This is a genomic window from Qipengyuania sp., from assembly GCF_048550555.1.
GTDB lineage: Bacteria > Pseudomonadota > Alphaproteobacteria > Sphingomonadales > Sphingomonadaceae > Qipengyuania.
Genome location: NZ_JBLYYF010000037.1, coordinates 16,926 through 38,632 on the forward strand (window position 1 = coordinate 16,926; position 21,707 = coordinate 38,632).

The 21,707-nt window shown below is 64.3% G+C and carries 15 protein-coding genes; 7 read left to right on the top strand and 8 right to left on the bottom strand.

Features of this window, described 5'->3' with window-relative positions; genetic code table 11:
* The first annotated feature begins 11 nt into the window (after nucleotides 1–11).
* Nucleotides 12–2,588 carry an ATP-dependent chaperone ClpB gene (gene clpB / locus ACN4E0_RS08965; protein ID WP_419567243.1) on the top strand — a complete coding sequence of 859 codons (2,577 nt, stop codon included), beginning with the start codon at nucleotides 12–14 and terminating at the stop codon, nucleotides 2,586–2,588.
* An 81-nt stretch (nucleotides 2,589–2,669) separates the two neighbouring features.
* Here the strand turns inward: clpB and ACN4E0_RS08970 are convergent, their stop codons facing one another.
* Complete coding sequence (locus tag ACN4E0_RS08970; protein WP_419567244.1) at nucleotides 2,670–5,696, bottom strand: TonB-dependent receptor plug domain-containing protein; 3,027 nt, start codon at nucleotides 5,694–5,696, stop codon at nucleotides 2,670–2,672.
* A gap of 318 nt (nucleotides 5,697–6,014) precedes the next feature.
* Between ACN4E0_RS08970 and ACN4E0_RS08975 the strand changes: the two genes are divergently transcribed.
* Together ACN4E0_RS08975 and ACN4E0_RS08980 are read left to right on the top strand one after the other, a co-directional pair.
* Nucleotides 6,015–6,488 (top strand): hypothetical protein, encoded by a 474-nt coding sequence (locus ACN4E0_RS08975; RefSeq protein WP_419567245.1) that lies wholly within the window; start codon nucleotides 6,015–6,017, stop codon nucleotides 6,486–6,488.
* Nucleotides 6,488–8,272 carry a putative 2OG-Fe(II) oxygenase gene (locus ACN4E0_RS08980; protein WP_419567247.1) on the top strand — a complete coding sequence of 595 codons (1,785 nt, stop codon included), beginning with the start codon at nucleotides 6,488–6,490 and terminating at the stop codon, nucleotides 8,270–8,272. Before ACN4E0_RS08975 ends, ACN4E0_RS08980 begins: the two co-directional genes overlap by 1 nt.
* Nucleotides 8,273–8,410: 138 nt before the next feature.
* Here ACN4E0_RS08980 and ACN4E0_RS08985 read toward each other — a convergent pair whose 3' ends face one another.
* A complete protein-coding gene (locus ACN4E0_RS08985) occupies nucleotides 8,411–11,512 on the bottom strand; it encodes a TonB-dependent receptor plug domain-containing protein (RefSeq protein ID WP_419567249.1) in 3,102 nt (1,033 codons plus the stop codon).
* A 377-nt stretch (nucleotides 11,513–11,889) separates the two neighbouring features.
* Between ACN4E0_RS08985 and ACN4E0_RS08990 the strand changes: the two genes are divergently transcribed.
* Nucleotides 11,890–13,062 carry an acetyl-CoA C-acetyltransferase gene (locus ACN4E0_RS08990; protein ID WP_419567250.1) on the top strand — a complete coding sequence of 391 codons (1,173 nt, stop codon included), beginning with the start codon at nucleotides 11,890–11,892 and terminating at the stop codon, nucleotides 13,060–13,062.
* An 89-nt stretch (nucleotides 13,063–13,151) separates the two neighbouring features.
* Nucleotides 13,152–13,937: an SDR family NAD(P)-dependent oxidoreductase gene (locus ACN4E0_RS08995; protein ID WP_419567251.1), complete on the top strand. Its 786-nt coding sequence runs from the start codon at nucleotides 13,152–13,154 to the stop codon at nucleotides 13,935–13,937.
* A gap of 106 nt (nucleotides 13,938–14,043) precedes the next feature.
* On the opposite strand, the gene ACN4E0_RS09000 is transcribed toward ACN4E0_RS08995, so the two are convergent.
* Together ACN4E0_RS09000 and ACN4E0_RS09005 are read right to left on the bottom strand one after the other, a co-directional pair.
* On the bottom strand, nucleotides 14,044–14,643 hold the full coding sequence (locus tag ACN4E0_RS09000) for an SDR family oxidoreductase (protein ID WP_419567252.1): 600 nt from the start codon (nucleotides 14,641–14,643) through the stop codon (nucleotides 14,044–14,046).
* Between the two features lie 28 nt (nucleotides 14,644–14,671).
* The gene (locus ACN4E0_RS09005) at nucleotides 14,672–16,051 is read right to left on the bottom strand and encodes an NAD-dependent succinate-semialdehyde dehydrogenase (RefSeq protein WP_419567253.1); all 1,380 of its coding nucleotides are present in this window, start codon (nucleotides 16,049–16,051) and stop codon (nucleotides 14,672–14,674) included.
* 198 nt (nucleotides 16,052–16,249) lie between these two features.
* Between ACN4E0_RS09005 and ACN4E0_RS09010 the strand changes: the two genes are divergently transcribed.
* Both ACN4E0_RS09010 and ACN4E0_RS09015 read left to right on the top strand, forming a co-directional pair.
* A complete protein-coding gene (locus ACN4E0_RS09010) occupies nucleotides 16,250–17,119 on the top strand; it encodes a crotonase/enoyl-CoA hydratase family protein (RefSeq protein ID WP_419567254.1) in 870 nt (289 codons plus the stop codon).
* A 68-nt stretch (nucleotides 17,120–17,187) separates the two neighbouring features.
* Nucleotides 17,188–17,658, top strand: coding sequence for a MarR family winged helix-turn-helix transcriptional regulator (locus ACN4E0_RS09015; protein WP_419567256.1), 471 nt, complete (start codon nucleotides 17,188–17,190; stop codon nucleotides 17,656–17,658).
* Nucleotides 17,659–17,703: 45 nt separating this feature from the next.
* Here the strand turns inward: ACN4E0_RS09015 and ACN4E0_RS09020 are convergent, their stop codons facing one another.
* Genes ACN4E0_RS09020 through ACN4E0_RS09035 form a run of 4 tightly spaced genes read right to left on the bottom strand, consistent with a single transcriptional unit; the run spans nucleotide 17,704 to nucleotide 21,698 of the window.
* On the bottom strand, nucleotides 17,704–18,702 hold the full coding sequence (locus ACN4E0_RS09020; protein WP_419567257.1) for a type II secretion system F family protein: 999 nt from the start codon (nucleotides 18,700–18,702) through the stop codon (nucleotides 17,704–17,706).
* Nucleotides 18,703–18,721: 19 nt separating this feature from the next.
* Complete coding sequence (locus ACN4E0_RS09025; RefSeq protein ID WP_419567259.1) at nucleotides 18,722–19,693, bottom strand: type II secretion system F family protein; 972 nt, start codon at nucleotides 19,691–19,693, stop codon at nucleotides 18,722–18,724.
* A gap of 55 nt (nucleotides 19,694–19,748) precedes the next feature.
* On the bottom strand, nucleotides 19,749–21,038 hold the full coding sequence (locus ACN4E0_RS09030; protein ID WP_419567261.1) for a pilus assembly protein CpaE: 1,290 nt from the start codon (nucleotides 21,036–21,038) through the stop codon (nucleotides 19,749–19,751).
* 6 nt (nucleotides 21,039–21,044) lie between these two features.
* Nucleotides 21,045–21,698 (bottom strand): CpaD family pilus assembly protein, encoded by a 654-nt coding sequence (locus ACN4E0_RS09035; RefSeq protein WP_419567262.1) that lies wholly within the window; start codon nucleotides 21,696–21,698, stop codon nucleotides 21,045–21,047.
* Between the last annotated feature and the right edge of the window lie 9 nt (nucleotides 21,699–21,707).

The window sequence follows — 21,707 nt, forward strand, 5'->3', positions numbered from 1 at the left end:
GGGACGACTGAATGAATCTCGAAAAGTTCACCGATCGCGCCAAGGGCTTCCTCCAGGCGGCGCAGACCGTTGCCATCCGCAACAGCCACCAGCGGATTTCGCCGTCGCATCTGCTCAAGGCGCTGCTCGACGACGATCAGGGCATGGCCGCGCAGTTGATCCAGCGCGCGGGCGGCAATCCGGGCGTGGCGATCACCGAGATCGACAATGCGCTGGCCAAGGTGCCGGCGGTGTCGGGCGGCGGCGCGCAGCAGACGCCGGGGCTCGACAACGACGCGGTGCGTGCGCTCGACCAGGCCGAGCAGCTGGCCGAGAAGGCGGGCGACAGCTTCGTCCCGGTCCAGCGCATCCTTCAGGCTCTGGCGCTGGCCGACAATGCTGCGGGCAAGGCGCTCAAGGCGGCCGGAGTCGATGCCAAGGCGCTCGAAGCGGCGATCCAGGAGGTGACCAAGGGCCGCGCCGCGCACAGCGCCGGGGCCGAGGAAGCCTATGAGGCGATGAAGAAATATGCCCGCGACCTGACCCAGGCCGCGCGCGACGGCAAGCTCGATCCGGTGATCGGGCGCGACGAGGAAATCCGCCGTACGGTGCAGATCCTCGCCCGCCGGACCAAGAACAATCCCGCGTTGATCGGCGAACCCGGCACGGGCAAAACCGCGATCGCCGAAGGGCTGGCGCTGCGCATCGCCAATGGCGACGTGCCCGACAGCCTCAAGGGCCGCACCCTGATGGCGCTCGACATGGGCGCACTGATCGCGGGCGCGAAGTACCGCGGCGAGTTCGAGGAGCGCCTCAAATCGGTGCTCGACGAGGTGAAAGGCGCAGAGGGCCAGATCATCCTGTTCATCGACGAGATGCACACGCTGATCGGTGCTGGCGCCAGCGAGGGCAGCATGGATGCGGGCAATCTGCTGAAGCCTGCGCTCAGCCGCGGCGAACTGCACTGTATCGGCGCGACCACGCTCGACGAGTATCAGAAATATGTCGAGAAGGACCCCGCGCTGCAGCGGCGCTTCCAGCCGGTATTCATCGACGAACCGAGCGTCGAGGATACGATCAGCATCCTGCGCGGCATCAAGGACAAATACGAACTGCATCACGGCGTGCGCATCACCGACGGCGCGATCGTCGCCGCCGCGCAGCTCAGCAACCGCTACATCCAGAACCGCTTCCTGCCCGACAAGGCGATCGACCTGATGGACGAGGCGGCGAGCCGGATCCGGATGGAAGTGGAGAGCAAGCCCGAGGAAATCGAGGGACTCGACCGTCGGATCATCCAGCTGCGGATTGAGGAGCAGGCGCTGCAGAAGGAGACCGACAGCGCCTCGCAGGACCGCCTCGAGGCGCTGCGCAAGGAACTGTCCGAACTCGAGCAGCAGTCCTCCGAGCTGACCACCCGCTGGCAGAACGAGCGCGACAAGATCCATGCCGAGGCGCGGATCAAGGAAGAGCTCGACCAGGCGCGGCTGGAACTCGAACAGGCGCAGCGCGGAGGCGATCTCGCCAAGGCAGGCGAGCTGCAATACGGGCGCATTCCCGAACTCGAAACAAAGCTCGCCGAAGCCTCGGGTCACACCGACAACGCCCTGCTCAAGGAAGAGGTCACCGAGGACGATATCGCCGGCGTGGTGTCGCGCTGGACCGGCATCCCGGTCGACAAGATGATGGAAGGCGAGCGTGAGAAGCTGCTCGACATGGAGAACATCTTGGCGAAGCGGGTGATCGGCCAGAGCCAGGCGATCGACGCCGTGTCCAAGGCCGTGCGCCGCGCCCGCGCAGGCCTGCAGGACCCGGGCCGTCCGCTGGGCTCGTTCCTCTTCCTCGGCCCCACCGGCGTGGGCAAGACCGAGCTGACCAAGGCGCTCGCCGGCTTCCTGTTCGACGACGATTCGGCGATGGTCCGTATCGACATGAGCGAATTCATGGAGAAGCACGCGGTCGCCCGGCTGATCGGCGCGCCTCCGGGCTATGTCGGCTATGAAGAGGGCGGGGTGCTGACCGAAGCGGTGCGGCGCAGACCCTACCAGGTCGTGCTGTTCGACGAGGTCGAGAAGGCGCACGCCGACGTGTTCAACGTGCTGCTGCAGGTGCTCGACGACGGACGCCTGACCGACGGGCAGGGCCGCGTGGTCGACTTCTCGAACACGCTGATCATCCTGACCAGCAATCTCGGCAGCCAGTATCTCGCCAATATCGAGGACGGGCAGGACGTCGAGAGCGTCGAACCGCAGGTGATGGACGTGGTGCGCGGGCATTTCCGCCCCGAATTCCTCAACCGGCTCGACGAGATCATCCTGTTCCACCGCCTGGGCCAGGAGCACATGGCCCCGATCGTCGACATCCAGGTGGCGCGGGTGCAGAAGCTGCTCAAGGACCGCAAGATCGTGCTCGACCTCACCGATGGCGCGAAGAAGTGGCTTGGCCGCGTGGGTTACGACCCGGTCTATGGCGCGCGTCCGCTCAAGCGCGCGGTCCAGCGCTACGTGCAGGATCCGCTCGCCGACATGATCCTCTCGGGCAAGGTGCCCGACGGCTCGACGGTGAAGATCGACGAGGGCGACGGCGAGCTCGCCATGACCATCAGCTGATCGGTAGCGTAATTCGAGGCACAACAAAAAAGGGCCCCGGTTTCCCGGGGCCCTTTCCTTTGTGCGTCAGGTGCCGGGGCCTCAGAAGTTGAGGCGGACACCGGCGTAATAGCGACGACCGAAGACGTCGTAGACGTCTGCGGCAGTATCCGACCCGGTCACGTTGCCGGTCACACCGCTGAGGATGTTCGGAGCATCGTTGTCCAGCAGGTTGTCGACGCCGAGATAGAACTCGTACTTGTCGCCTGCGAAGAAGGTCGTCTGCATGTCGAGGTAGAATTCCGCCGGGATTTCATAGACGCGCGAACCATCGAACTGGTCGTCGATATAGGCGCTGCCGATGAACGTGCCGGTGAACGTCATGCGGAAGTCGCCCGTTCCGTAGGCGAGATTTGCCGTGAAACGATCCTTCGATGCGCCAACTTCACCGTCTGCCCGGTCGGGATCGCCGCCCGGGAGCGAGAAGAAGTCGTACCTGATGAGGTGCGTGTACGCACCGCGGACCGAGAGACGATCGTTTTCGAGCAGTCCGAGGCCGGTGAACCAGTTCGCGGTCACGTCGACACCCGCGGTCTTGAGGACCGAGGCGTTGACCGACAGCGAGTTGATCAGATCGATCGAACCGGCGCTATTGACCGCAGTTGCCGTCGGGCGACGCGTGATCAGGTCGCAGAACGTGTCGTTGCCCTCGCCGTAGCACTGGTCGAGGCTGAACTGCCGCGGGAAGCCCGAGATCACGTCGTCTACTTCGATGTTGTAGTAGTCGGCGGTGATCGTGAGATTCCGCAGAGCGTCGAACGAGCGCGGGTTGATGATGACACCCGCAGTCCAGGAGGTCGCGGTTTCTTCCTGGAGGTCGGGGTTGCCGCCGTTGAAGCCCGAAATACCCTGGATGTCCGACTGGTTCAGCGTGAACGTCCCATTCGCGGCGATGTTGGCCGCCACGCCCGGATCCGCACGACAATTGTCGCCCAGTGCGCCACCGCCGCTGGCGCCGATGCCTTCACAGGGATCGGTGAGGCCGCTCGGGAAGGTCTGCGAAAGACCCGAATACAGCTCGCCAATGTTCGGCGCACGGACCGCCTTGGCGTAGGTGCCGCGGAAACGGACGTCCTCGATGGGCGCCCAGGTTCCTGTGACGTTCCAGCTGAAGGTGGTGCCGACCGTCGAGTAGTCCGAGACGCGGGCCGCTGCACCGACTTCGAGAACATCGAAGAACGGAGTGTCGGCCAGAATCGGAATGCGGACTTCGCCGTAGGCTTCCTTCACATCGAACGAACCGCTCGTGTCCGGCAGGACGTTACCGGCATTTAGGCCGGCATTGGTGAGCGCATCATTGTCCGAGAACGAGCTCTCCTTGCGGTATTCGGCGCCGACAGCGATGCCGAGCGGACCTGCCGGAAGCTCGAAGAGCGAACCTGCGAGGTTCGCCTGCACGACCTGCTGGGTGATGCCGGTCTGGTAGGTGCCCTGTGCCTGGATGTAGTTCACGGCATCCTGCGAGAGGCTGCCGAAACCGAAGATGTTGGCGGGAGCACAACCGTTGGCGCGGGCTTCGGGATCGATACAGATCGCTTCGCCGGCGATGCCGTTTCCGTTCTCGTCACCGTCTTCCGCACGCACGGCGAGTGCATCGCGGAAGTTCACGACATTGACCTGACCCGAAGAGACCTGGTTTTCGCTGACATCGCCGTAGTTGTAGCTGACGTCCCAGCTGAAGCGATCGTCGAACAGCTTGCCTTCGAGGCCGACGACGAAGCGATAGAAATCGCGCGTGGTCGAGCCGCTGCGCGGGCCGAATTCGGACAGACGACGGGCGAAGCCGATGTCACGCAGTCCGTCGCCATTCGTGTCGGTCGCGGCAGCAAGGATTTCCGCCGGGACGAACGGGTTCGCGACGATGGTGTCGGTGCCCGGAAGGTAGTTTTCGATATTGAAACCACCATCGGTCGGGAAAATGCCGTTGGCACCGCCGGATTCGAGCGGAAACGGCTCGATGATCCGCGACGAGCTCGTCTTGTTGAAGGTACCTTCCACGAAGACGTTGATGTTGTCGGAAATCGCGTAGTTGCCGCGGGCTGCGAACAGGTAGCGTTCGACCGGAACGGCCAGCGTACGGAAGTTCTGACGGTTGAAGCCGTTCGGGCCTACGCCCGAACCGATGTCCGGATAGACCACGTTCCCATCTTCATCGAGGACTTCGCTCGAGCAGGTCGGGCCGTTGGTCGTGAAGCACGGCTGCAATGCGCCATCGGGGCCGTAGGTGAAGGTATAACCCGGCGTGACGAACCGCCCCTGAGGAGGGAAGCTGGAGTAATAGGGCTCCGTGGGAACGCCGAACTCGCCGCCGAAGTAGATCGAGTCGAGATCGTCGACGCGGGTGTTGGCCCGCTTGCGCGACAGCAGACCCTCTTCCTTCGAATAGCCGAAGTGGACCATGATGTTGCCATCGCCACCGCCGAGGTTCGTCCCGGCGGTCAGGTTGGCCTGGTACCGTGCATCGTCCCCTTCTTCGGTGATGCCGTACTGGGCGTTGGCTTCGATGCCTTCGAAATCGGTCTTGTAAACGAAGTTCACCACGCCGGCGATCGCGTCCGAGCCGTAGAGCGACGAGGCGCCGCCGGTCAGGATGTCGACGCGCTCGATGAACTGCGTCGGGATCACGTTGAGGTCGACCGTGGCCGAGCCCGCGAGGCTGCCGACGACGCGGCGGCCGTTGATCAGGACCAGCGTGCGGTCGGAACCGAGGTTACGAAGGTCGACGGTGGCGACACCGGTACCCGAGGTCAGGAATGCCGAGTTGGTACGGCTGAGCGTAGGCGTACCGAAAACGGGGTTTTCGAGCAGCACTTCCTGGATGTTGGTTACACCGGCATCGTCGATGAGCTGATCGTCGACGATCTGCAGCGGCGCAGGCGATTCGATCGTGGGCGAAGCGATGCGCGAACCCGTAACGACGATGGCATTGCCGGGGGCAGCCTGATCGTCGACGGTGTTTTCACCAGCGTCCTGCGCGACTGCGGACGTGGAAATGGCAAGGGCGGCGATCCCTGCACTCGTGAAGAGCGCAAGCCGCCGGCCCCTGTTAAGGGGGGAGGTCTTTGTCATATTTATCCCTGATTTGCGACCAGTGCGATATTGCACGGGCGCGCCATGGGCGTCCGGCCACCCACCTTGCAATGGCAGTTCGTCGATTTTCGGAGATTAGGTATGGTTACGTACGCAGATGTCGCAAAAGTGCAACACTGTGGCGTGCTGTCTACCGGCGGAACATCCGCCAGGTCTGCATTGCCTAGGCCCTGTCGTGACTATCACCGACCCGGGCGGCGGGAGCGATTGCATGATCTTGTCGCCCCGAAACGATCTGTTAGTGTCCTGGCCGACACTGAAAATCGCCTGCGGCCTAGTTATGAAGGAAACAACCTGATGCTGCGTCTCATCGGCCTCGCGGCCATCCTCGTTGCCAGCCCGGTCGCGCTGAGTGCGCAGGCAACGGGCAACGACGCCCTGCTGCTGCAGTGCCGCGCTCTAGAAAAGAAATCGCAGCGCCTCGAATGTTTCGACACTGCGATGGACACCATTTTCGGGGTCGACGAGGTGGCGGAGGCCGAACGCGAACAGTTGCGCCGTGACAATTTCGGCAATCTCGCGGCCGAGAAACAGGACACGGCCGACGCCTACAGCGGCACGATCACGCATGTCGATTTCAACCAGACATACAAGATTCTTCGGCTCCAGCTCGACAATGGCAGCGTCTGGGAAGCCAAGACCTCGGGTTCGCTGAACCTCGGATTCCTCCAGCCCGGCGAGCAGGTGACGATCGAGAAGGGCGCGCTCGGGACGTTCAAGCTCTCGGTTGTCGGGAAGAAGGGCTGGCGCGGCGTCAAGCGCATCGACTGATGGATACAGCGACGGCGCAGCGGGCGCTTCAGGGGGCCCAGGCGGCGCTGCAGCAGGGGCGGACTGCCGAGGCTCGCGGCCTCCTCGCTGCGCTGCGCAAGGCGCTCCCTCGGGAGAAGGCGGTGCTCTATCTCTCGGCCCGCCTCGCCCGAGCCGAAGGTGATCCGCGTGCTGCGGCGAAGCTACTCGAAAAGGCGTTGCGGACATCGCCGCGAGAGGCGTCGCTATGGGCCGAATATGCCAGCACGCTCGACGATGCGGGGCGCCCGGAAGAGGCGGTAAAGGCCTATGACCGCGCGCTGCAGCTCGAACCGCGGCTGGTCGACGCGGCGATCGACCGGGCGGTGGTGCAAGTCCGGAAACTCGATCGACCGGCGATGATCGAAGACCTGCGACGGATCGCGCGCGAGAATCCGGCGCATCTGCGCGGCTGGCGCAATCTCGCCATGCTCGAACGCGAGGCCTTCGCTACCGAGCGGGCCATCGATGCGGCGGAGCATGTACTGACAGCGGCGCCGGGCGATCCCGCGGCGCTGGCAGTTCGGGCCTTCGCCCAGTTCGATTCGGGCGAGGCGAGTGCGGATTACTTCGCCCGGGCATGCGCGGCGGACCCGGGCAATGCCGACCTGGCCATCAAATATGCCGCGGCATTGCATGGCGAGGGCCGCTGCGACGATGGCGACGGGCTGCTGGGGCGGATCCTCGCCGCACAACCCTTTCATCTCGAAGCGCTGCGCACGCGGGCGCAATTGCGCTGGGAAGGGGCCCTCGGCGGCGATCCGATGGAGGGCTTCGAACAGGCGGTGGCCCGAACCGGGTGCCCGCCCGAGATATGGCAGGAATACGCACGGCTGATGGAACGTCAGAGTGGCCCCCGGGCGGCGCTGGAGGTCGTGGAGCGGGCGCGGGCATCGCTGGGCCAGACGCGCGACGTCGCGCTGATGGCCGCCCAGGCCGCGTGCGAAGCCGATGATTTCGCCGAACGGGAAGATGCCCTTGCCGCGGTGGCGAGTTCGAAAGACCCCTATGCGGACATGCTGCGCGCGCGCTGGCTCGCGCGGATGCACCGCTGGGACGAGCTTTCGAAGCTTGGCCAACGCCTTCTGCGCGCCGGCTTGCAGCGCGACATCCTGCCCTATCTTTCGCTGGCCTGGCGCGGCAGCGACCCGGAACGCTGGCACTGGCTCGAACGCGATGGCGATCTCGTCGGCACACTCGATGTCGGCTCGCGGCTCGAGGACATCGATACGCTGGCCGACTACTTGCGAAGCATTCACCGGTCGCAGCGCCAGCCGCTCGAGCAGTCGCTGCGCGGCGGCACGCAGACCGACGGCATGCTGTTTGCCCGAACCGCCCCGGAAATCGTCGAACTGAAGTCGGCGATCGAGGATGCCGTGCGCGAATATCTCGCCGGACTACCGCCGCCCGATCCGAAGCATCCTTGGCTTTCGCTCCCGCGCGAGATCAAGCGCTTCAGCGGCGCATGGTCGGTGCGGTTGCAGGATGCGGGTTTTCACGTCGCCCATATCCACAATCTCGGAGACGTCAGTTCGGCCTGTTATCTCGCGCTGCCCGATACGCTGGGTGCCGACGAGAGCGGGGATGACGGCTGGTTGGCGGTGGGTGAGCCGCCGCGCGAATTCGGCCTCGACTGGGCGCCGGTCAGGCTGATCGAGCCCGAGGTGGGCAAGCTGGCGCTGTTCCCGTCCTGGGCGTGGCACGGCACGCGGCCCTTTTCGGCAGGCGAACGGCTGACGGTCGCCTTCGACGTCGCGCTGCGCTGACTCCCGCAAAAACTGTGCAAGCCTACTCGGCCGTAGGCCGGGCCTGCACGGTCATGTGTGGCACCCATCCCAGAATGCGATCGGGCAAAAAGAAAGGCGGGCCGAAGCCCGCCTTTCCGTGTGTTCGTTTGCCGAAGCTTAGAACTGGAGGGTCGCGCTCATGAAGATGCGGCGACCGACCGGGTCATAGGTTTCGACATAGGTGTTGCCGTTGTTGCCACCATAGTTGGCGCCCATGATCGGCGGTTCCTTGTCGAGGATGTTGTTCACGCCGAGGCGGAGCGTCACCGGATCGAGGTCATACGACAGCGTCAGGTCGAAGTAGTTCTGCTGGCCGATGTCGCCAACCGAAGCTGCTGCGCCCGTGCCGAGGTCGCCGTCGGTGCTGCGCTGGTCCCAATCGACCGCGCCGAAGTGACGCCAGCGGATCGACGCACCGAAACCGAAGTCGAAGGTGTAGCCGAGACGCATGGTGTGGCGCCATTCCGGAGCCGGGGTGCCGCAGACGGTACCGTGGTAGCCGGCGCAATCGCCGATACCGTCGGTAGTCGCCGTCGGGATACCCGTGTCGAACGCATATTCGTTCAGCCAGGTACCGTTGAACTGGAAGTTCAGGCGGCCTGCGCCGATCGAGCGGTTGTATCCGACAGCGATATCGACACCCGAGGTCGAGAAGCCACCGACGTTCAGCGTCGTGTTGGTGACCTGACCACCGTTCGTCCACAGCGTCAGGCTGCCCGGAGCACGGGTAACCAGGCTGCAGTAGAACGGATCGCCGGTGAGACCGCACTGGTTGATGATCGTCTGCGCACCAAGGGTCGAAATCGCGTTATCGACCGTGATGTCGTAGTAATCGACAGCCAGCGTGAGACCCGGAATGGCCATATCGGGCTCGATCACCACACCGACGGTGTAGGTATCGGCCTTTTCAGGCTGTGCATTCGGGTTACCACCGATGAACTGGTTGTACTGAGCAGCCGGGCTAGCGGTAACGGTACCGTAGCGCGACGTCGGAACACCCAGATTGACGCACTGCGCGGCAGTGTAGTCGGGGGTGGTGCCGGCGCACGGGTCGTTGCCGCCGAACAGCGCAATCCGGTTCGGAGCGAACAGGTTGAGGATGTTCGGGGCGCGGACCGCACGGTTGTAACCGCCACGGAACTTGATCCAGTCGACCGGAGCGAACTCGGCCAGGATCTTGTAGGTGTCGGTCGACGAGCCGGTGCTGTAGTCCGAATAGCGATAGCCGAGTTCGAGGGCGAGCATGTCCACGAAACCGTCTTCGATCAGCGGGATGCGAAGTTCGCCGAAGACTTCCTTCACGTCGAACTTGCCGTCCACGTCCAGCTGCGGGCTACCCTGGCCTGCGCCGTCCTGCGTCTGGAACGAAACGTCGTTGCGAGTCGAAATGAGCTCTTCACGATATTCCGCACCGAGGACGAAGCCGATCGGGCTGGCGTTGCCGATCGAAACCAGATCGCCGGCGATGTAGGCGTTGGCGACGACTTCTTCGACTTCACCCTTCGAGAGCAGCGGAATATTGACGTAGTCAATGGCTGCCTGGGTGATGCCGTTACGCGGATCGGTGCCGGCGATAATGCCGGGGCCCTGGAACGGGTTGTAAACCGCGCAGTTCGGGTCCGTACCGTCGACAACCGACTGGCAGACCACGTTGCCGTTGGCATCGGTGGTTGCCTGAAGGGCATTGCGAAGGCGCGAACGCGAGAAGTCGTTGTTGTAGACCTGGCTGAAGATGGTCGTGCCGTACTGGAACGATGCATCGTAACGGATCGAATCGGTGATCGGACCACGCAGACCGGCGACGATGCGATACGCGGTGTGACGCAGGTCGTCGAAACGCGGACCACCTTCGATGTTACGCTTACCGAGGTAGAGCGGGATCACGCCGGCGCCGGTCGGATCGACCAGGTTGGCGTCGGGATAGCCGTCACCGTCCGTATCGTCACCCACGGCGTCACCGTAGAACGGGTTGCCGTCGATACCCGGAGCAACCGGGCCGAGAACGTTGCCGTCCGCATCCGTATATTCGAAGCCGAAGTCGACGGTGTTGCACAGGTAATCGGCCTGGGCATCCGTAAACAGCGGGCTGTCGCACGTGATGTTGTACTGGTCGGCAAAGAAGGTACCCGACTGCGCGATCTGCGCCTTCGAACGGTCGTCCATGAACATGAACTCGGCATAGGCCGTGACCGCGGGCGAGATTTCATAGTCAGCGAAGAAGCCCGCCGTGTAGCGAGTATCCGGACGCTGGAAGTGGTTGATCGGGTTGTAGTTGTACGCTTCGTACGGACGGCTGAAGTCGTCCGAACCGTCGCCCACCAGGCCGCCGAACAGCTGGAAGAACGGATCGGTGACCGTCACGTAGGGAGCGGTCGACGAACCACCGCACGACGCATTGTCGGCAGCACCGCCGCCGGTCAGGGCGCAGAACGAGTAATCGCGGTCGCCGAGGAGCAGCGCTTCGACTTCACGATAGCCGACATAGCCGGTGACGTGGCCGCGGCCATCATCGAAGGCAGCGCCGACGGTGAGTTCGACATTGTACTGCGAACCGCCGACGTCATTGCCCTTGGGAGCAACGAAGCCACGGGCAGCCTGACGATCGTTGACGGTCTGACCATCACCGCGAACGACCTGGTTGGTGTCGTTGTCGTGCTGGTAGAAACCGTAGGTCGCATCGAGACGGACGCCTTCAAAGTCGGTGTCCATGACGAAGTTGACAACGCCGGCCACAGCGTCGGCACCGTAGGTGGCCGATGCACCGCCGGTCAGAACTTCGACGCGCTCGATGAGCGACGCCGGGATCTGGTTGAGGTCGGCTGCGGGCAGCGCGGGGTCACCCGGCTGCAGGCGGCGGCCGTTGATCAGGACCAGGGTACGGGCAGTGCCGAGACCGCGAAGGTCGACGGTTGCCGTACCCGAAGCGCCGTTGGCGATGAAGGCGTTCTGGCCACCGAGAACCTGCGGCAGCGAGTTGACCAGGTCTTCGACGCGGACCGTACCGGTGTCGGCAACTTCCTGAGCGCCGACGACGGTGACCGGGCTGGCGCTTTCGACGTCCGGACGCGCGATACGCGAACCGGTAACGACGATGGCACCGCCAGTCGGTGCTGCTTCAGCATCGTCACCCGTGTCCTGAGCCATTGCCGGCTGCGAAAGCAGGGCAAGGCCAAGGGCAGCGGGAGCCGCGCTTGCTTTGAAATAGGTGTGGAGTTTCACTCTGTTAATCCCTCTATTGATCGACCGACCCCTGAGGTCGGATCTCCAAGGAACCCCTGGGAGGAACGGAGAATCCGGATGCGCCGAAGCCCAAACGTATGTGCAGTCCCTCCAGTGGAAGCTCGCATGTGCCTTTAGGGACGCGCCGAATGCAAAGGTTTTGTTACGATTTGCAAGGATTGTGTAAGGGGGTGTGACGCCGATGTCACACCTGCTGGTTTGCCGAAAATTTCACTCGGGGCAGGCGACCCGCATTGAGTGGAAAATCTCCGGCAGCGAAAGCGACCCGTTCCGATTGACGTTCACGTAAGGTGGGCCTAGGCAACCGGTACCTAAACGAAACCTAATGGTTTCAGAAAAGCTACGAGAGGATGACAATGCCCGAAGCCTATCTAGTCGAAGCCGTCCGCACAGCCGGGGGCCGGCGCGGCGGTCGCCTCGCCGGGATTCACCCGGTCGATCTCGCTGCCAAGTCGCTCGACGCGATCATGGAGCGCAGCGGGCTCGAGGTCAAGGCGATCGACGATGTGGTGATGGGTTGCGTCAGCCAGGGCGGCGAACAGGCCATGCAGGTCGGCCGCAATGCCGTGCTCGCGGCCAAGCATCTCGGCGAGGGCGTGCCCGCAGTGACTATCGATCGCCAGTGCGGTTCGTCGCAGCAGGCGATCCAGTTCGCCGCGCAGGCGGTGATGAGCGGGACGCAGGACGTGGTCATCGCCGCCGGTGTCGAGAGCATGAGCCGCGTGCCGATGGGCTCGACCGCGATGTTCCATATGAAGGAAGGGCTGGGGAACTACAAATCGCCCGGGCTCGAGGAGAAATACCCCGGGATTCAGTGGAGCCAGTTCATGGGCGCCGAGATGATCGTCAAGAAGCATGGCTTCACCAAGGACGATCTCGATCGCTTCGCGCTGTCGAGCCACCAGAAGGCGATCGAGGCGACCAAGTCGGGCGCCTTCGAGGCCGAGATCGTCCCGGTCGAGGTCGAAACCCCCGAAGGCACCGAGATGCACACGGTCGACGAGGGCATCCGCTTCGATGCGACACTCGAGAGCATTTCTTCGGTCAAGCTGTTGAGCCCCGAAGGCACGATCACCGCAGCCACCAGCAGCCAGATCTGCGACGGCTCCAGCGCGGTGCTGGTCGTTTCCGAAAAGGCGCTCAAGGAATACGGCCTCACCCCGATGGCGCGCATTCACAATCTCACCGTCACCGCGGGCGATCCGGTGATCATGCTAGAAGAGCCGCTCTTCGCCACCGACCGGGCGCTGCAGCGCGCGGGCATGAATATCGGCGATATCGACCTTTACGAGGTCAACGAAGCCTTCGCCCCGGTCCCGCTCGCCTGGCTCAAGCATCTCGGTGCCGATCCGGACAAACTCAACGTCAACGGCGGCGCCATCGCGCTCGGCCACCCGCTCGGCGCGAGCGGGACCAAGCTGATGGCGACGCTGGTCCACGCGCTCAAGGCGCGCGGCAAGAAATACGGCCTGCAGACGATGTGCGAAGGCGGCGGCGTCGCCAACGTCACCATCGTCGAAGCGCTTTAGCGATCGATTGAGCTCCAGCGAAGGCTGGGGCCTCCCGCCACACCGAACAAGGCCCCGGCCTTCGCTGGGTCACACTTCAGGAGAGAATAATGGAAGTCAGCAGCAATACCCCCGCAGTCGTGACCGGCGGCGCGTCGGGCCTCGGCGAAGCCACCGCCCGCGCGCTCGCGGCCAAGGGGGCCAAGGTCGCCATCTTCGACATGAACGAGGAAAAGGGGGAAGCGGTCGCCAAGGACATCGGCGGGGTGTTCTGCAAGGTCAATGTAACCAGCGACGAGGACGTCGACGCCGGTTTCGCCAAGGCGCGCGAGGCGCACGGCCAGGAACGCATCCTCGTCAACTGCGCGGGCATTGGCAATGCCATCAAGACCGCCAGCCGAGACAAGCAGACCGGCGAGATCAAGAGCTTCCCGATCAGCGCCTTCGACTTCGTCATCCAGGTCAATCTGATCGGCACCTTCCGCTGCATCGCCAAGTCGGCCGCAGGCATGATGACCCTCGACCCGCTCACCGACGAGGGCGATCGCGGCGCGATCGTCAACACCGCCTCGGTCGCGGCCGAGGACGGGCAGATGGGCCAGGCGGCCTATTCGGCCTCGAAGGGCGGCGTGGTAGGCATGACGCTGCCGATCGCGCGCGACCTGATGCGCGAAGGCATCCGCGTGAACACCATCCTCCCGGGCATCTTCAACACCCCGCTGATGAATGCTGCGCCGCCCCAGGTGAAGGAAGCGCTGGCGGCCAGCGTGCCGTTCCCCAAGCGCCTCGGCAATCCGGAGGAATATGCCAAGCTCGCCATGTGCATGATCGAAACGGGCTATTTCAACGGCGAGGACGTGCGCCTCGACGGTGCCATCCGCATGGCGCCTCGCTAGGCGCGGGGAAAGCTCTCCGGGCGCCGCGTCGGGCGCTCGCGGCCTCTGGCAAGATGCGCCGCCCGCTCCACTGGAGCGGGCGGCGTTTTCCCTTGCAAGGCGATCCTCAGTAGATCGTCTCCATCATCCGGACTGCTCCGGTCCAATGATCCCGCTCCGCCGCATCGGCCAGCAGCATGGCGACATCGCCCCGCGCAGCCTTGCCCTTGGGATCGACCTTCGGGCCGAGCCGCACCGATCCGGTGGGACCGTCATCGGTAAGCGACGCCGGCCGCAGAATGGCATATTCGAGGCTGCTGTGCTTCAGCCGCTCGTCGGCAGCATGTTTCGCCGCGAGATAATGAGCCAGATCACTGTCGGGATCCGGTGCGTCCGCCCCGACCGAACTGAGCATGACGAAGCGGCGCACGCCGGTCTTCTCGGCGATCTCGATCAGCCTGATGGCGCCATCGCGGTCGACCTTGTCGGTCATCTCCGCGCCGGTGTCGCCACCCGAACCGGCCGCGAAGACGATCACCTCGCAGCCCTCCGTAACGTCGTCCGCCAGATCGGTCAGATCGCCTACTCGCTGTCGGGCGCCATCGGGCAGCGCACCGGTATCCGATGATGGGCGAACGAGCGCCACGGGTTCGTGACCGCGGCGGCACAGTTCGTGGACGAGTCGGGTGCCGGTATTCCCGGTTGCGCCGGCGACGAGGATTTTCATGAAGCTCTCCAGTATCGAGGGGGCCGGCTCAGGGCAGGAAGATCGCCTTGGCGTTGACGAATTCCCTCATCCCGAAGCCACCGTGCTCGCGGCCGTAACCCGAATCCTTCACGCCCCCGAAAGGCATGTTGGGGTCGGCCGCGCCGAAGGAATTGATCCGCACCATGCCGGTGTCGAAATGGTCGCGCGCGAGCCGGATCGCCTTGTCCTGATCCTTGGTGAAGATGCCGCCGCCGAGACCGTATCGGCTGTCGTTGGCGATGCGCATGGCGTCCTCGTCGTCCTTGGCGCGGATGATCGAGGCGACCGGGCCGAACAGCTCGTCGTCATAGGCCGGGGTGCCCTTCTGGCAGTCTGCAAGGACGGTTGCCGGGTAGTACCACCCTTCGGGATCGTCCTCCGGATCGCCGCCGCACAGCAGCGTGCAGCCGCCGTCGATGCTTTTCCTCACCTGCTCGACAAGGGTCTCGAACTGTTCCTTGCTGGAAACCGGGCCAAGCTGCGTGTCCTCCGCGGTCGGATCGCCCATTTTCGCCGCCTTCATGCGAGCGACGAAAGCGTCGATGAAGGCGTCATAGACCGCGTCGGCGACCACGAAGCGCTTGGCCGAGACGCAGGTTTCGCCATTGTTGTAGAGGCGCCCGGTGACGCAGGTCTTCACCGCCAGATCGATGTCGGCGTCCTCGAGGACCAGGTAGGCATCGTTCGAACCCAGTTCCAGCACGGTCTTCTTCAGCGCTTCTGCGGCTTTGCTGCCGATGTGGCGGCCCGCGCCGTCGCTGCCGGTCATCGTCACGCCGCGGATCAGTTCGTGCGCGATGATCTCATCGGACAGATCGTGGTCGACGAGGACGACGTCGAAGAGGCCCTTGGGGAGGCCCGCTTCGAGACAGAGGTCGCGCAGCAGCAGGCCGCTGCCCGTGCAGATCGAGGCGTGCTTGAGGATGCAGGCGTTGCCCGCCATCGCATTTGCAGCGAGCACGCGCACGGGCTGGTAGAGCGGGAAGTTCCACGGCTGGATCGAGTAGATTACCCCGATCGGGGAATAGGTGACGATGCCGCGCTTCTTTCCGCCCGAATGGTCGCGCTCCTCGTCGGCCAGTACTCGGGCGCCGTTGTCGGCGCTGTATTCGAAAATGCGCGCACAGATTTCCACCTCGGTCTTGCCGTCGCGCAGCAGCTTGCCCGTTTCGCGCGTCATCAACTGGCTGATCCGGTCGGCGTTGTCCCGCAGCGTCTTGGCGATCCGGCGCAGGATGGCCCCGCGGTCCCCGAAGCTCAGGCCGCGCCAGTCGAGGAACGCCTCTTGCGCTGCCTCGATCCTGGCGAAGGCCTCGTCCCGCGACGTCAGTTCGTAGGTCTCGATGTCTTCGCGGGTTGCGGGATTGTTGGTCGTGATCTGCGCCATGGGCCACCTTGGTCGTTGAAAGAGAGGTTCGCTTTTGCAACGGACCTTGCGGGTGCGGCGTTCCTGAAACTTTTTCTCTGGGCGGCGGGAACCGCTCGAGTTTGCGGTCCAATAATCTGCGCATCGCGCTTTTCCTTGCCAGCACGGCGTTGCTTGTGTTCCATCCCGATCGACCGAGAGGGAAGGGGAATCCAACGAATGTCCTACACGCAGATCAAGCTCGACATCGCCGACGGCGTGGCCACCATCACCTTGCACCGGCCGGAGAAGATGAACGCCTTCACGCGCGTCATGATGGACGAGATGATCGATGCGATCGACACCACCGATGCAGACGACAGCGTGCGCGCGGTGATCGTCACCGGGCATGGCGATCGCGCTTTCTGCGCAGGAGCGGATCTGACTCCCGAGGGCGGAGGGCACGTATTCTCCGACCCCAACCCTGTAGATGACCTGTCCGACGAGCGCGTCCGCGACGGGGGCGGTCGGTTGACCTTGCGTCTGTTCAATTCGAAGAAGCCGCTGATCGGCGCCTGCAACGGCGTGGCGGTGGGCGTTGGCGCCACGATGCAGCTGCCCTTCGACATGCGCCTGTGCAGCGACAATGCCCGCTTCGGTTTCGTCTTCGCGCGGCGCGGGATTACGCCCGAGGCGGCCTCGAGCTGGTTCCTGCCGCGGCTCGTCGGCATGCAGACCGCGCTCGAATGGTGCATGACCGGGCGGATCTTCGATGCCGCCGAAGCAAAGGAACGGGGCCTGGTGCGCTCGGTCCACCCGCGGGACGAACTGATGGATGCGGCGCGGGGTATCGCGCGCGAGATTGCCGACAACACCTCCGCCATCTCGGTAGCGATGACGCGTGCCATGCTGTGGCGGCTGGGCGCCGGCGGCCATCCGATGGATGCCCACCGGATCGACAGCCGCGCGATCTACCGGCTCAGTCGCAGCGCCGATGCGACGGAAGGGATCGCCAGCTTTCTCGAAAAGCGCGCGCCTGCCTATCCCGACAAGGTGAGTGCCGACATGCCGGACTTCTATCCCTGGTGGGACGAGCCCCCCTATCGATAGTTGCGCTTGTGACAGTTACAGCGGTAACGGCCTTGCCAAGCCGCGTTCAGGAATCCAAGGTTGCCGGCATGTCCCGACGTCAGCCAGCACAGCTTCTCGCAGATTTCCTGCCCTACCAATTGTCGATCGCCTCGAACGCGGTCTCGACGCGCATTGCCGAGCAATATCGCAAGCGCTTTGCGCTCAAGACGACCGAATGGCGCGTGATGGCCGTGCTCGGCGATCACGGGGCGCTGACCCAGCGCGAACTGACGCAGGAGACGCTGATGGACAAGGTGCCGGTCAACCGCGCCTGCCGTCGCCTGGAGGAGCGCGGCCTCGCGCGGCGTTCGCCCAATGCCAGCGACGGGCGCTCGCACCTGCTCGAACTCACTGCCGAGGGGCGGGCGGTCCATGCCGGCATCATGCCGCTGGCGCAGAAGATCGAGGAAGAACTGTTTTCCGTCCTGAGCGCCGACGAGCGCGCCAGCCTGCTCGACATGCTCGGCCGGGTCCGCGAGCAGGCGGGCGATTTCGACGCGGAAAGCCTGGTCGACTAGGCGTCGACCAGGCTCCGGGTTGCGATTGGACGCAGGAAGGGCGGGTTAGCCGATGCCGCCGCTGAACGCGTCGGCGATCGAACATGCGGCCGGGCCGAGAATGACGATGAACAGCACCGGCAGGATGAACATGATCAGCGGCACGGTCATGATCGCGGGGAGACGCGCGGCCTTTTCCTCTGCGCGCATCATGCGCTCGTTGCGGAACTCGGCCGAGAGCACGCGCAGCGCGCTGGCCAGCGGAGTACCGTAGCGCTCGGTCTGGATCATGGTGGTGACAACGCCCTTCACCGCATCGAGATCGACGCGATAGGCGAGGTTGTCGAAGGCTTTCTTGCGCTCGTTGAGGAACGACAGCTCGATCGCGGTGAGCGCGAATTCGTCGCCCAGCTCCGGGTAGGCGCGGCCCAGTTCCTTGGCGACGCGGTTGAAGGCGGCGTCGACCGTCAGCCCGGCCTCGGCGCAGATGACGAGGAGGTCGAGCGCGTCGGGCAGGCCCTTGCGGATCGCGTCCGAGCGCTTCTTGGCGATATTGCCGATGTAGAGTTCGGGCCCTTTGTATCCGACGAAGACGGCGAGGGCGAGCGCAGCGACGCGCTTCATCTGCCAGTCCGGGTAGACCTCGATGACATACAGCATGACGAAGGCAAAGCCGCCGAGCAGCAGCGGCAGCACCGCGCGGAGGCCGATGATGACGATCGCCAGTTCCTTGTTGCGGATCCCGGCATGCGCCAGCTTCTGCTGGACGACTTCGACCTGGCTCTGCTGCAGCACCTTGAGGTTGCCGAGCGTGTCCTTGATCTTCTCGGTCGTGTCGGTCTTGCGGACGAGGCTCTGCCGCTTCTTCGCGTGCGAGGTGACGAGACCCATCTTGAGCTCTTCGCGTCGGCCCTCGAGCACCTTGACGCGCTTGCTCATCGGGTCCTTGATGGTCAGCGCGGTATAGATCGCGAAGACCATCGCCATGGCGGCGATCCCGGCGAGGATCGAGCCGACCAGGAAGACGTCGAAGCCGAGGAGGGTGGGGCCGGTTGCAGGGTCCATTGCGCTATTCTTTTCCCACTCAGATTTCGAAGCTGACCATCTTGGCCATGATGAAGCCGCCGATGCTCATCCACACGAGGCCGCCGAGGCCGGTCACAATCAGGCGATCGTCCTCGAAGAAGCCGCCGATGTATTCCGGATTTATCCACCAGATCATCGTGAACACGATGAAGGGGAGCGCGCCGACGATATAGGCCGAGGCCTTGGATTCGGAGCTCATCGCCCGGATCTTGAGCTTCATCTGGGCGCGCTTGCGCAGCACGTCCGCCAGGTTCGACAGGGTTTCCGCAAGGTTGCCGCCGGTTTCGCGCTGGATGGCGAGCGTGATGCAGAAGAAGTTGAATTCGGGAATGTTCAGCCGGTCGGCGGTTTCCTGGAGCGATTCCTCCATCGTCCGGCCGATCTTGATCCGCTCGACGATGCCCTTGAACTCCACGCCCACGGGGCCGGGAACTTCCTGCGCCACCACAGCGAGCGTTTCGGTGACCGGCAGGCCGGAGCGGAGGCCGCGCACGAGCAGTTCGATGGCGTCGGGAAACTTGGCGTTGAAGGCGGCGGTCCGTTTCTTGATCGCGCGTCCGACGATGAAGTGCGGCAGGCCTGCCCCCACGAACACGCCGATGGCGAGCGAAAGGGCGAGCGAACCGCTGCGCAGGTACATCAGCAATGCGACCACGACACCGAGGCCGAGCGAAGCATAGGCATACTGGCTCAGCGTCCAGCCCTTGCCGGTCTGGTCGAGGCGGTTGACCAGAGCCTCGATCCGCGAGGAGGAGCCCGCGACCCGATGCATCTTGGGCCTGCGCGCCGCGATGGCCTTCTTGAGTTGCGATTCGACCTTGGCGTCAGTGCTTTCCGAGTGGCGGTAGCGCACCTGCTGCAGGCGGCGCTGGCTTGCCTTCGACGCATTCGGGCCGGAGAGCATGGCATAGCCGATCGCCAGCAAGGTCAGGACCCCGACGGCCAACAGCACCAGCTGGATGATGTTCATGCGTCAACTCCGTTTCTTCAGAGCCCGGCGACCACGGAGGCGGTCGCCAAAGCCGTCACTCGGCAGGCTCTGCCACCTGACCGGTCTTTTTCTTCGCCAGCAGACCCTTCAGGTCCAGCGAGCCGAGGAGCGATTTCTTCGCGCCTCCGTTGTCCGCAGCGGCGGCGTCCTCTTCTCCGGCACCCAGGATCTGCGCAGCCAGCTGCTTGATCGCCGCCGTGGCCTTGGTGCTGCCGTTGGCATCGACGAAGGTCTTGCCCAGCTTGGCGGCGTTCGCGGCGGCCTTCTGGTCGAAGGGGATGGTGATATCGATCTTGCGCTCGATCGAGGCTTCGAAGTCGGCTCTGCTGATTTCCGCGACGCCCGGCTGGACCTTGTTCGCGGTGATCAGCACCTGGGCATGCGGAGCGTTCGTCTTCAGCCAGGAGAGGATGCGGATCGTGTCGCGCGCCGAGGCCAGCGACATTTCCGTGGCCAGCACGACGACGTTCACGTCGTTGAGCAGGTGCGGGAAATTGATCATCATGTTGCGCGGCATGTCGAGCACGGTCATTTCGAACGTGTGCTTGAACTCTTCCTGCAACTGCATGAAGGCCGCGCCGTCGGTCATCAGCGGCTGGTTGATCGGCGCTTCGGCAGAAAGGATCGCGAGATTGTCGTTCGCGCGGATCATCGCGCGTTCGATGAACAGGCCGTCGATGCGGCTGGGATTGTCGATCGCGTCGGTGAGGCCGCGGCCGGGCTCGAGATCGAGCGTCAGCGCGCCGGTGCCGAAATGCACATCCAGATCGAGCAGCGCCGTGGGCATGCGCTTGTCGACCGAGAACAGCCAGGCGAGCGAGGTGACCAGCGTCGATGCGCCGACACCGCCTCGCGTGCCGATGACCGCCGACGAGATGTGGCGCTTCACGCCTTCGTCCTCGCCCGTGCGCGGCGCCATGAAGACGGCCTGCGCCTGGGTGAGCGAATCGCGCAGCATGTTGGCCGACAGCGGCTTGAGCAGGTAATCGTGAATGCCGCTGGCGAGCAGGTCGCGATAGAGGCGTACGTCGTTGACCTGGCCGATCGCGATCACCACCGTGCCGGGTTCGCATACTTCGGCGAGCGCATTGATGTCGTTGAGCGGGTCGCCGCTTTCCGAGAGATCGACCATTAGGATGTTCGGGCTGGCCGAGACGGACAGTGACTGCACCGCGTTGCGCAGGCCGCCCTTGTTGCACTTCTCGGGCGCCCAGCCGAGTTCGATCACCACCGGGCGCAGCACGTCGAGAGCATTTTCGTCGCAAACATAGGCTGCGAAGGAGTCGCGATTGCCCGGCATGCTGGATTTGAGTGAAGCGCTCATGGCTGTTTAGCCTCCTTCTTGGGTGCTGACATCGGCCAGGCCGCCGGCGCCGGTCGGTACCTGTTCGCGATAGGCCTTGATGGCTTTGGTCGAGGTCGTGACCATGGTTTCGCCCGTGCCCTTCTGGCCGGCGATCAGATCTTCGGGATTGGCGACCATCGCGGCGAGATTGCCGTTCACCGCACAGCCGTAGCCGGGGTAGGTCGCATTGGACGTGTTTGCCTCGTTATTGGCCGACCAGTCGGGGCAGCCGGGTACGCTGGCTGTCGAACGGGTCACCACGATTCGCGCCTGGCCCGGGTTCACATAGCCGGCGGTCACCGGAGTGCCTTCGCTGACGAGCAGCCCGTGGCGCCCGGCGAGCGCGGCGAGATCTTCCCTCACCGCGGGGTTGGCGGTGGGATCTTCGAGCGAGATGCGGTCGCCGTAGCCGAGGCCCATGGCCTCGAACCAGCCCGAGACGCGCTGCTGTTCGGAGACGGGAAGGCCGTCTCCCGAGGTGCTGACGTCGAGCGTGAAATTGGTCCGTTCGACGACCGGCTGGCGGGCGCTTTCGAGCGACCGGTTGTCGGTCGGCATGCCGCCCACGCAGGCGCCGAGCACGAGGCTGAGCGAGACGGTCAGCGTCCCGGCGAGCTTGCGATTGATTGCCTTGGCCATGATACTCGT

Coding starts and splice junctions, on each gene's coding strand:
- clpB (WP_419567243.1), top strand. CDS start 12: ATGAATCTCGAAAAGTTCACCGATCGCGCCAAGGGCTTCCTCCAGGCG.
- ACN4E0_RS09025 (WP_419567259.1), bottom strand. CDS start 19,693: ATGAACATCATCCAGCTGGTGCTGTTGGCCGTCGGGGTCCTGACCTTG.
- ACN4E0_RS08995 (WP_419567251.1), top strand. CDS start 13,152: ATGGAAGTCAGCAGCAATACCCCCGCAGTCGTGACCGGCGGCGCGTCG.
- ACN4E0_RS08975 (WP_419567245.1), top strand. CDS start 6,015: ATGCTGCGTCTCATCGGCCTCGCGGCCATCCTCGTTGCCAGCCCGGTC.
- ACN4E0_RS09015 (WP_419567256.1), top strand. CDS start 17,188: ATGTCCCGACGTCAGCCAGCACAGCTTCTCGCAGATTTCCTGCCCTAC.
- ACN4E0_RS09000 (WP_419567252.1), bottom strand. CDS start 14,643: ATGAAAATCCTCGTCGCCGGCGCAACCGGGAATACCGGCACCCGACTC.
- ACN4E0_RS09005 (WP_419567253.1), bottom strand. CDS start 16,051: ATGGCGCAGATCACGACCAACAATCCCGCAACCCGCGAAGACATCGAG.
- ACN4E0_RS09010 (WP_419567254.1), top strand. CDS start 16,250: ATGTCCTACACGCAGATCAAGCTCGACATCGCCGACGGCGTGGCCACC.
- ACN4E0_RS09035 (WP_419567262.1), bottom strand. CDS start 21,698: ATGGCCAAGGCAATCAATCGCAAGCTCGCCGGGACGCTGACCGTCTCG.
- ACN4E0_RS09020 (WP_419567257.1), bottom strand. CDS start 18,702: ATGGACCCTGCAACCGGCCCCACCCTCCTCGGCTTCGACGTCTTCCTG.
- ACN4E0_RS08970 (WP_419567244.1), bottom strand. CDS start 5,696: ATGACAAAGACCTCCCCCCTTAACAGGGGCCGGCGGCTTGCGCTCTTC.
- ACN4E0_RS08990 (WP_419567250.1), top strand. CDS start 11,890: ATGCCCGAAGCCTATCTAGTCGAAGCCGTCCGCACAGCCGGGGGCCGG.
- ACN4E0_RS09030 (WP_419567261.1), bottom strand. CDS start 21,038: ATGAGCGCTTCACTCAAATCCAGCATGCCGGGCAATCGCGACTCCTTC.
- ACN4E0_RS08980 (WP_419567247.1), top strand. CDS start 6,488: ATGGATACAGCGACGGCGCAGCGGGCGCTTCAGGGGGCCCAGGCGGCG.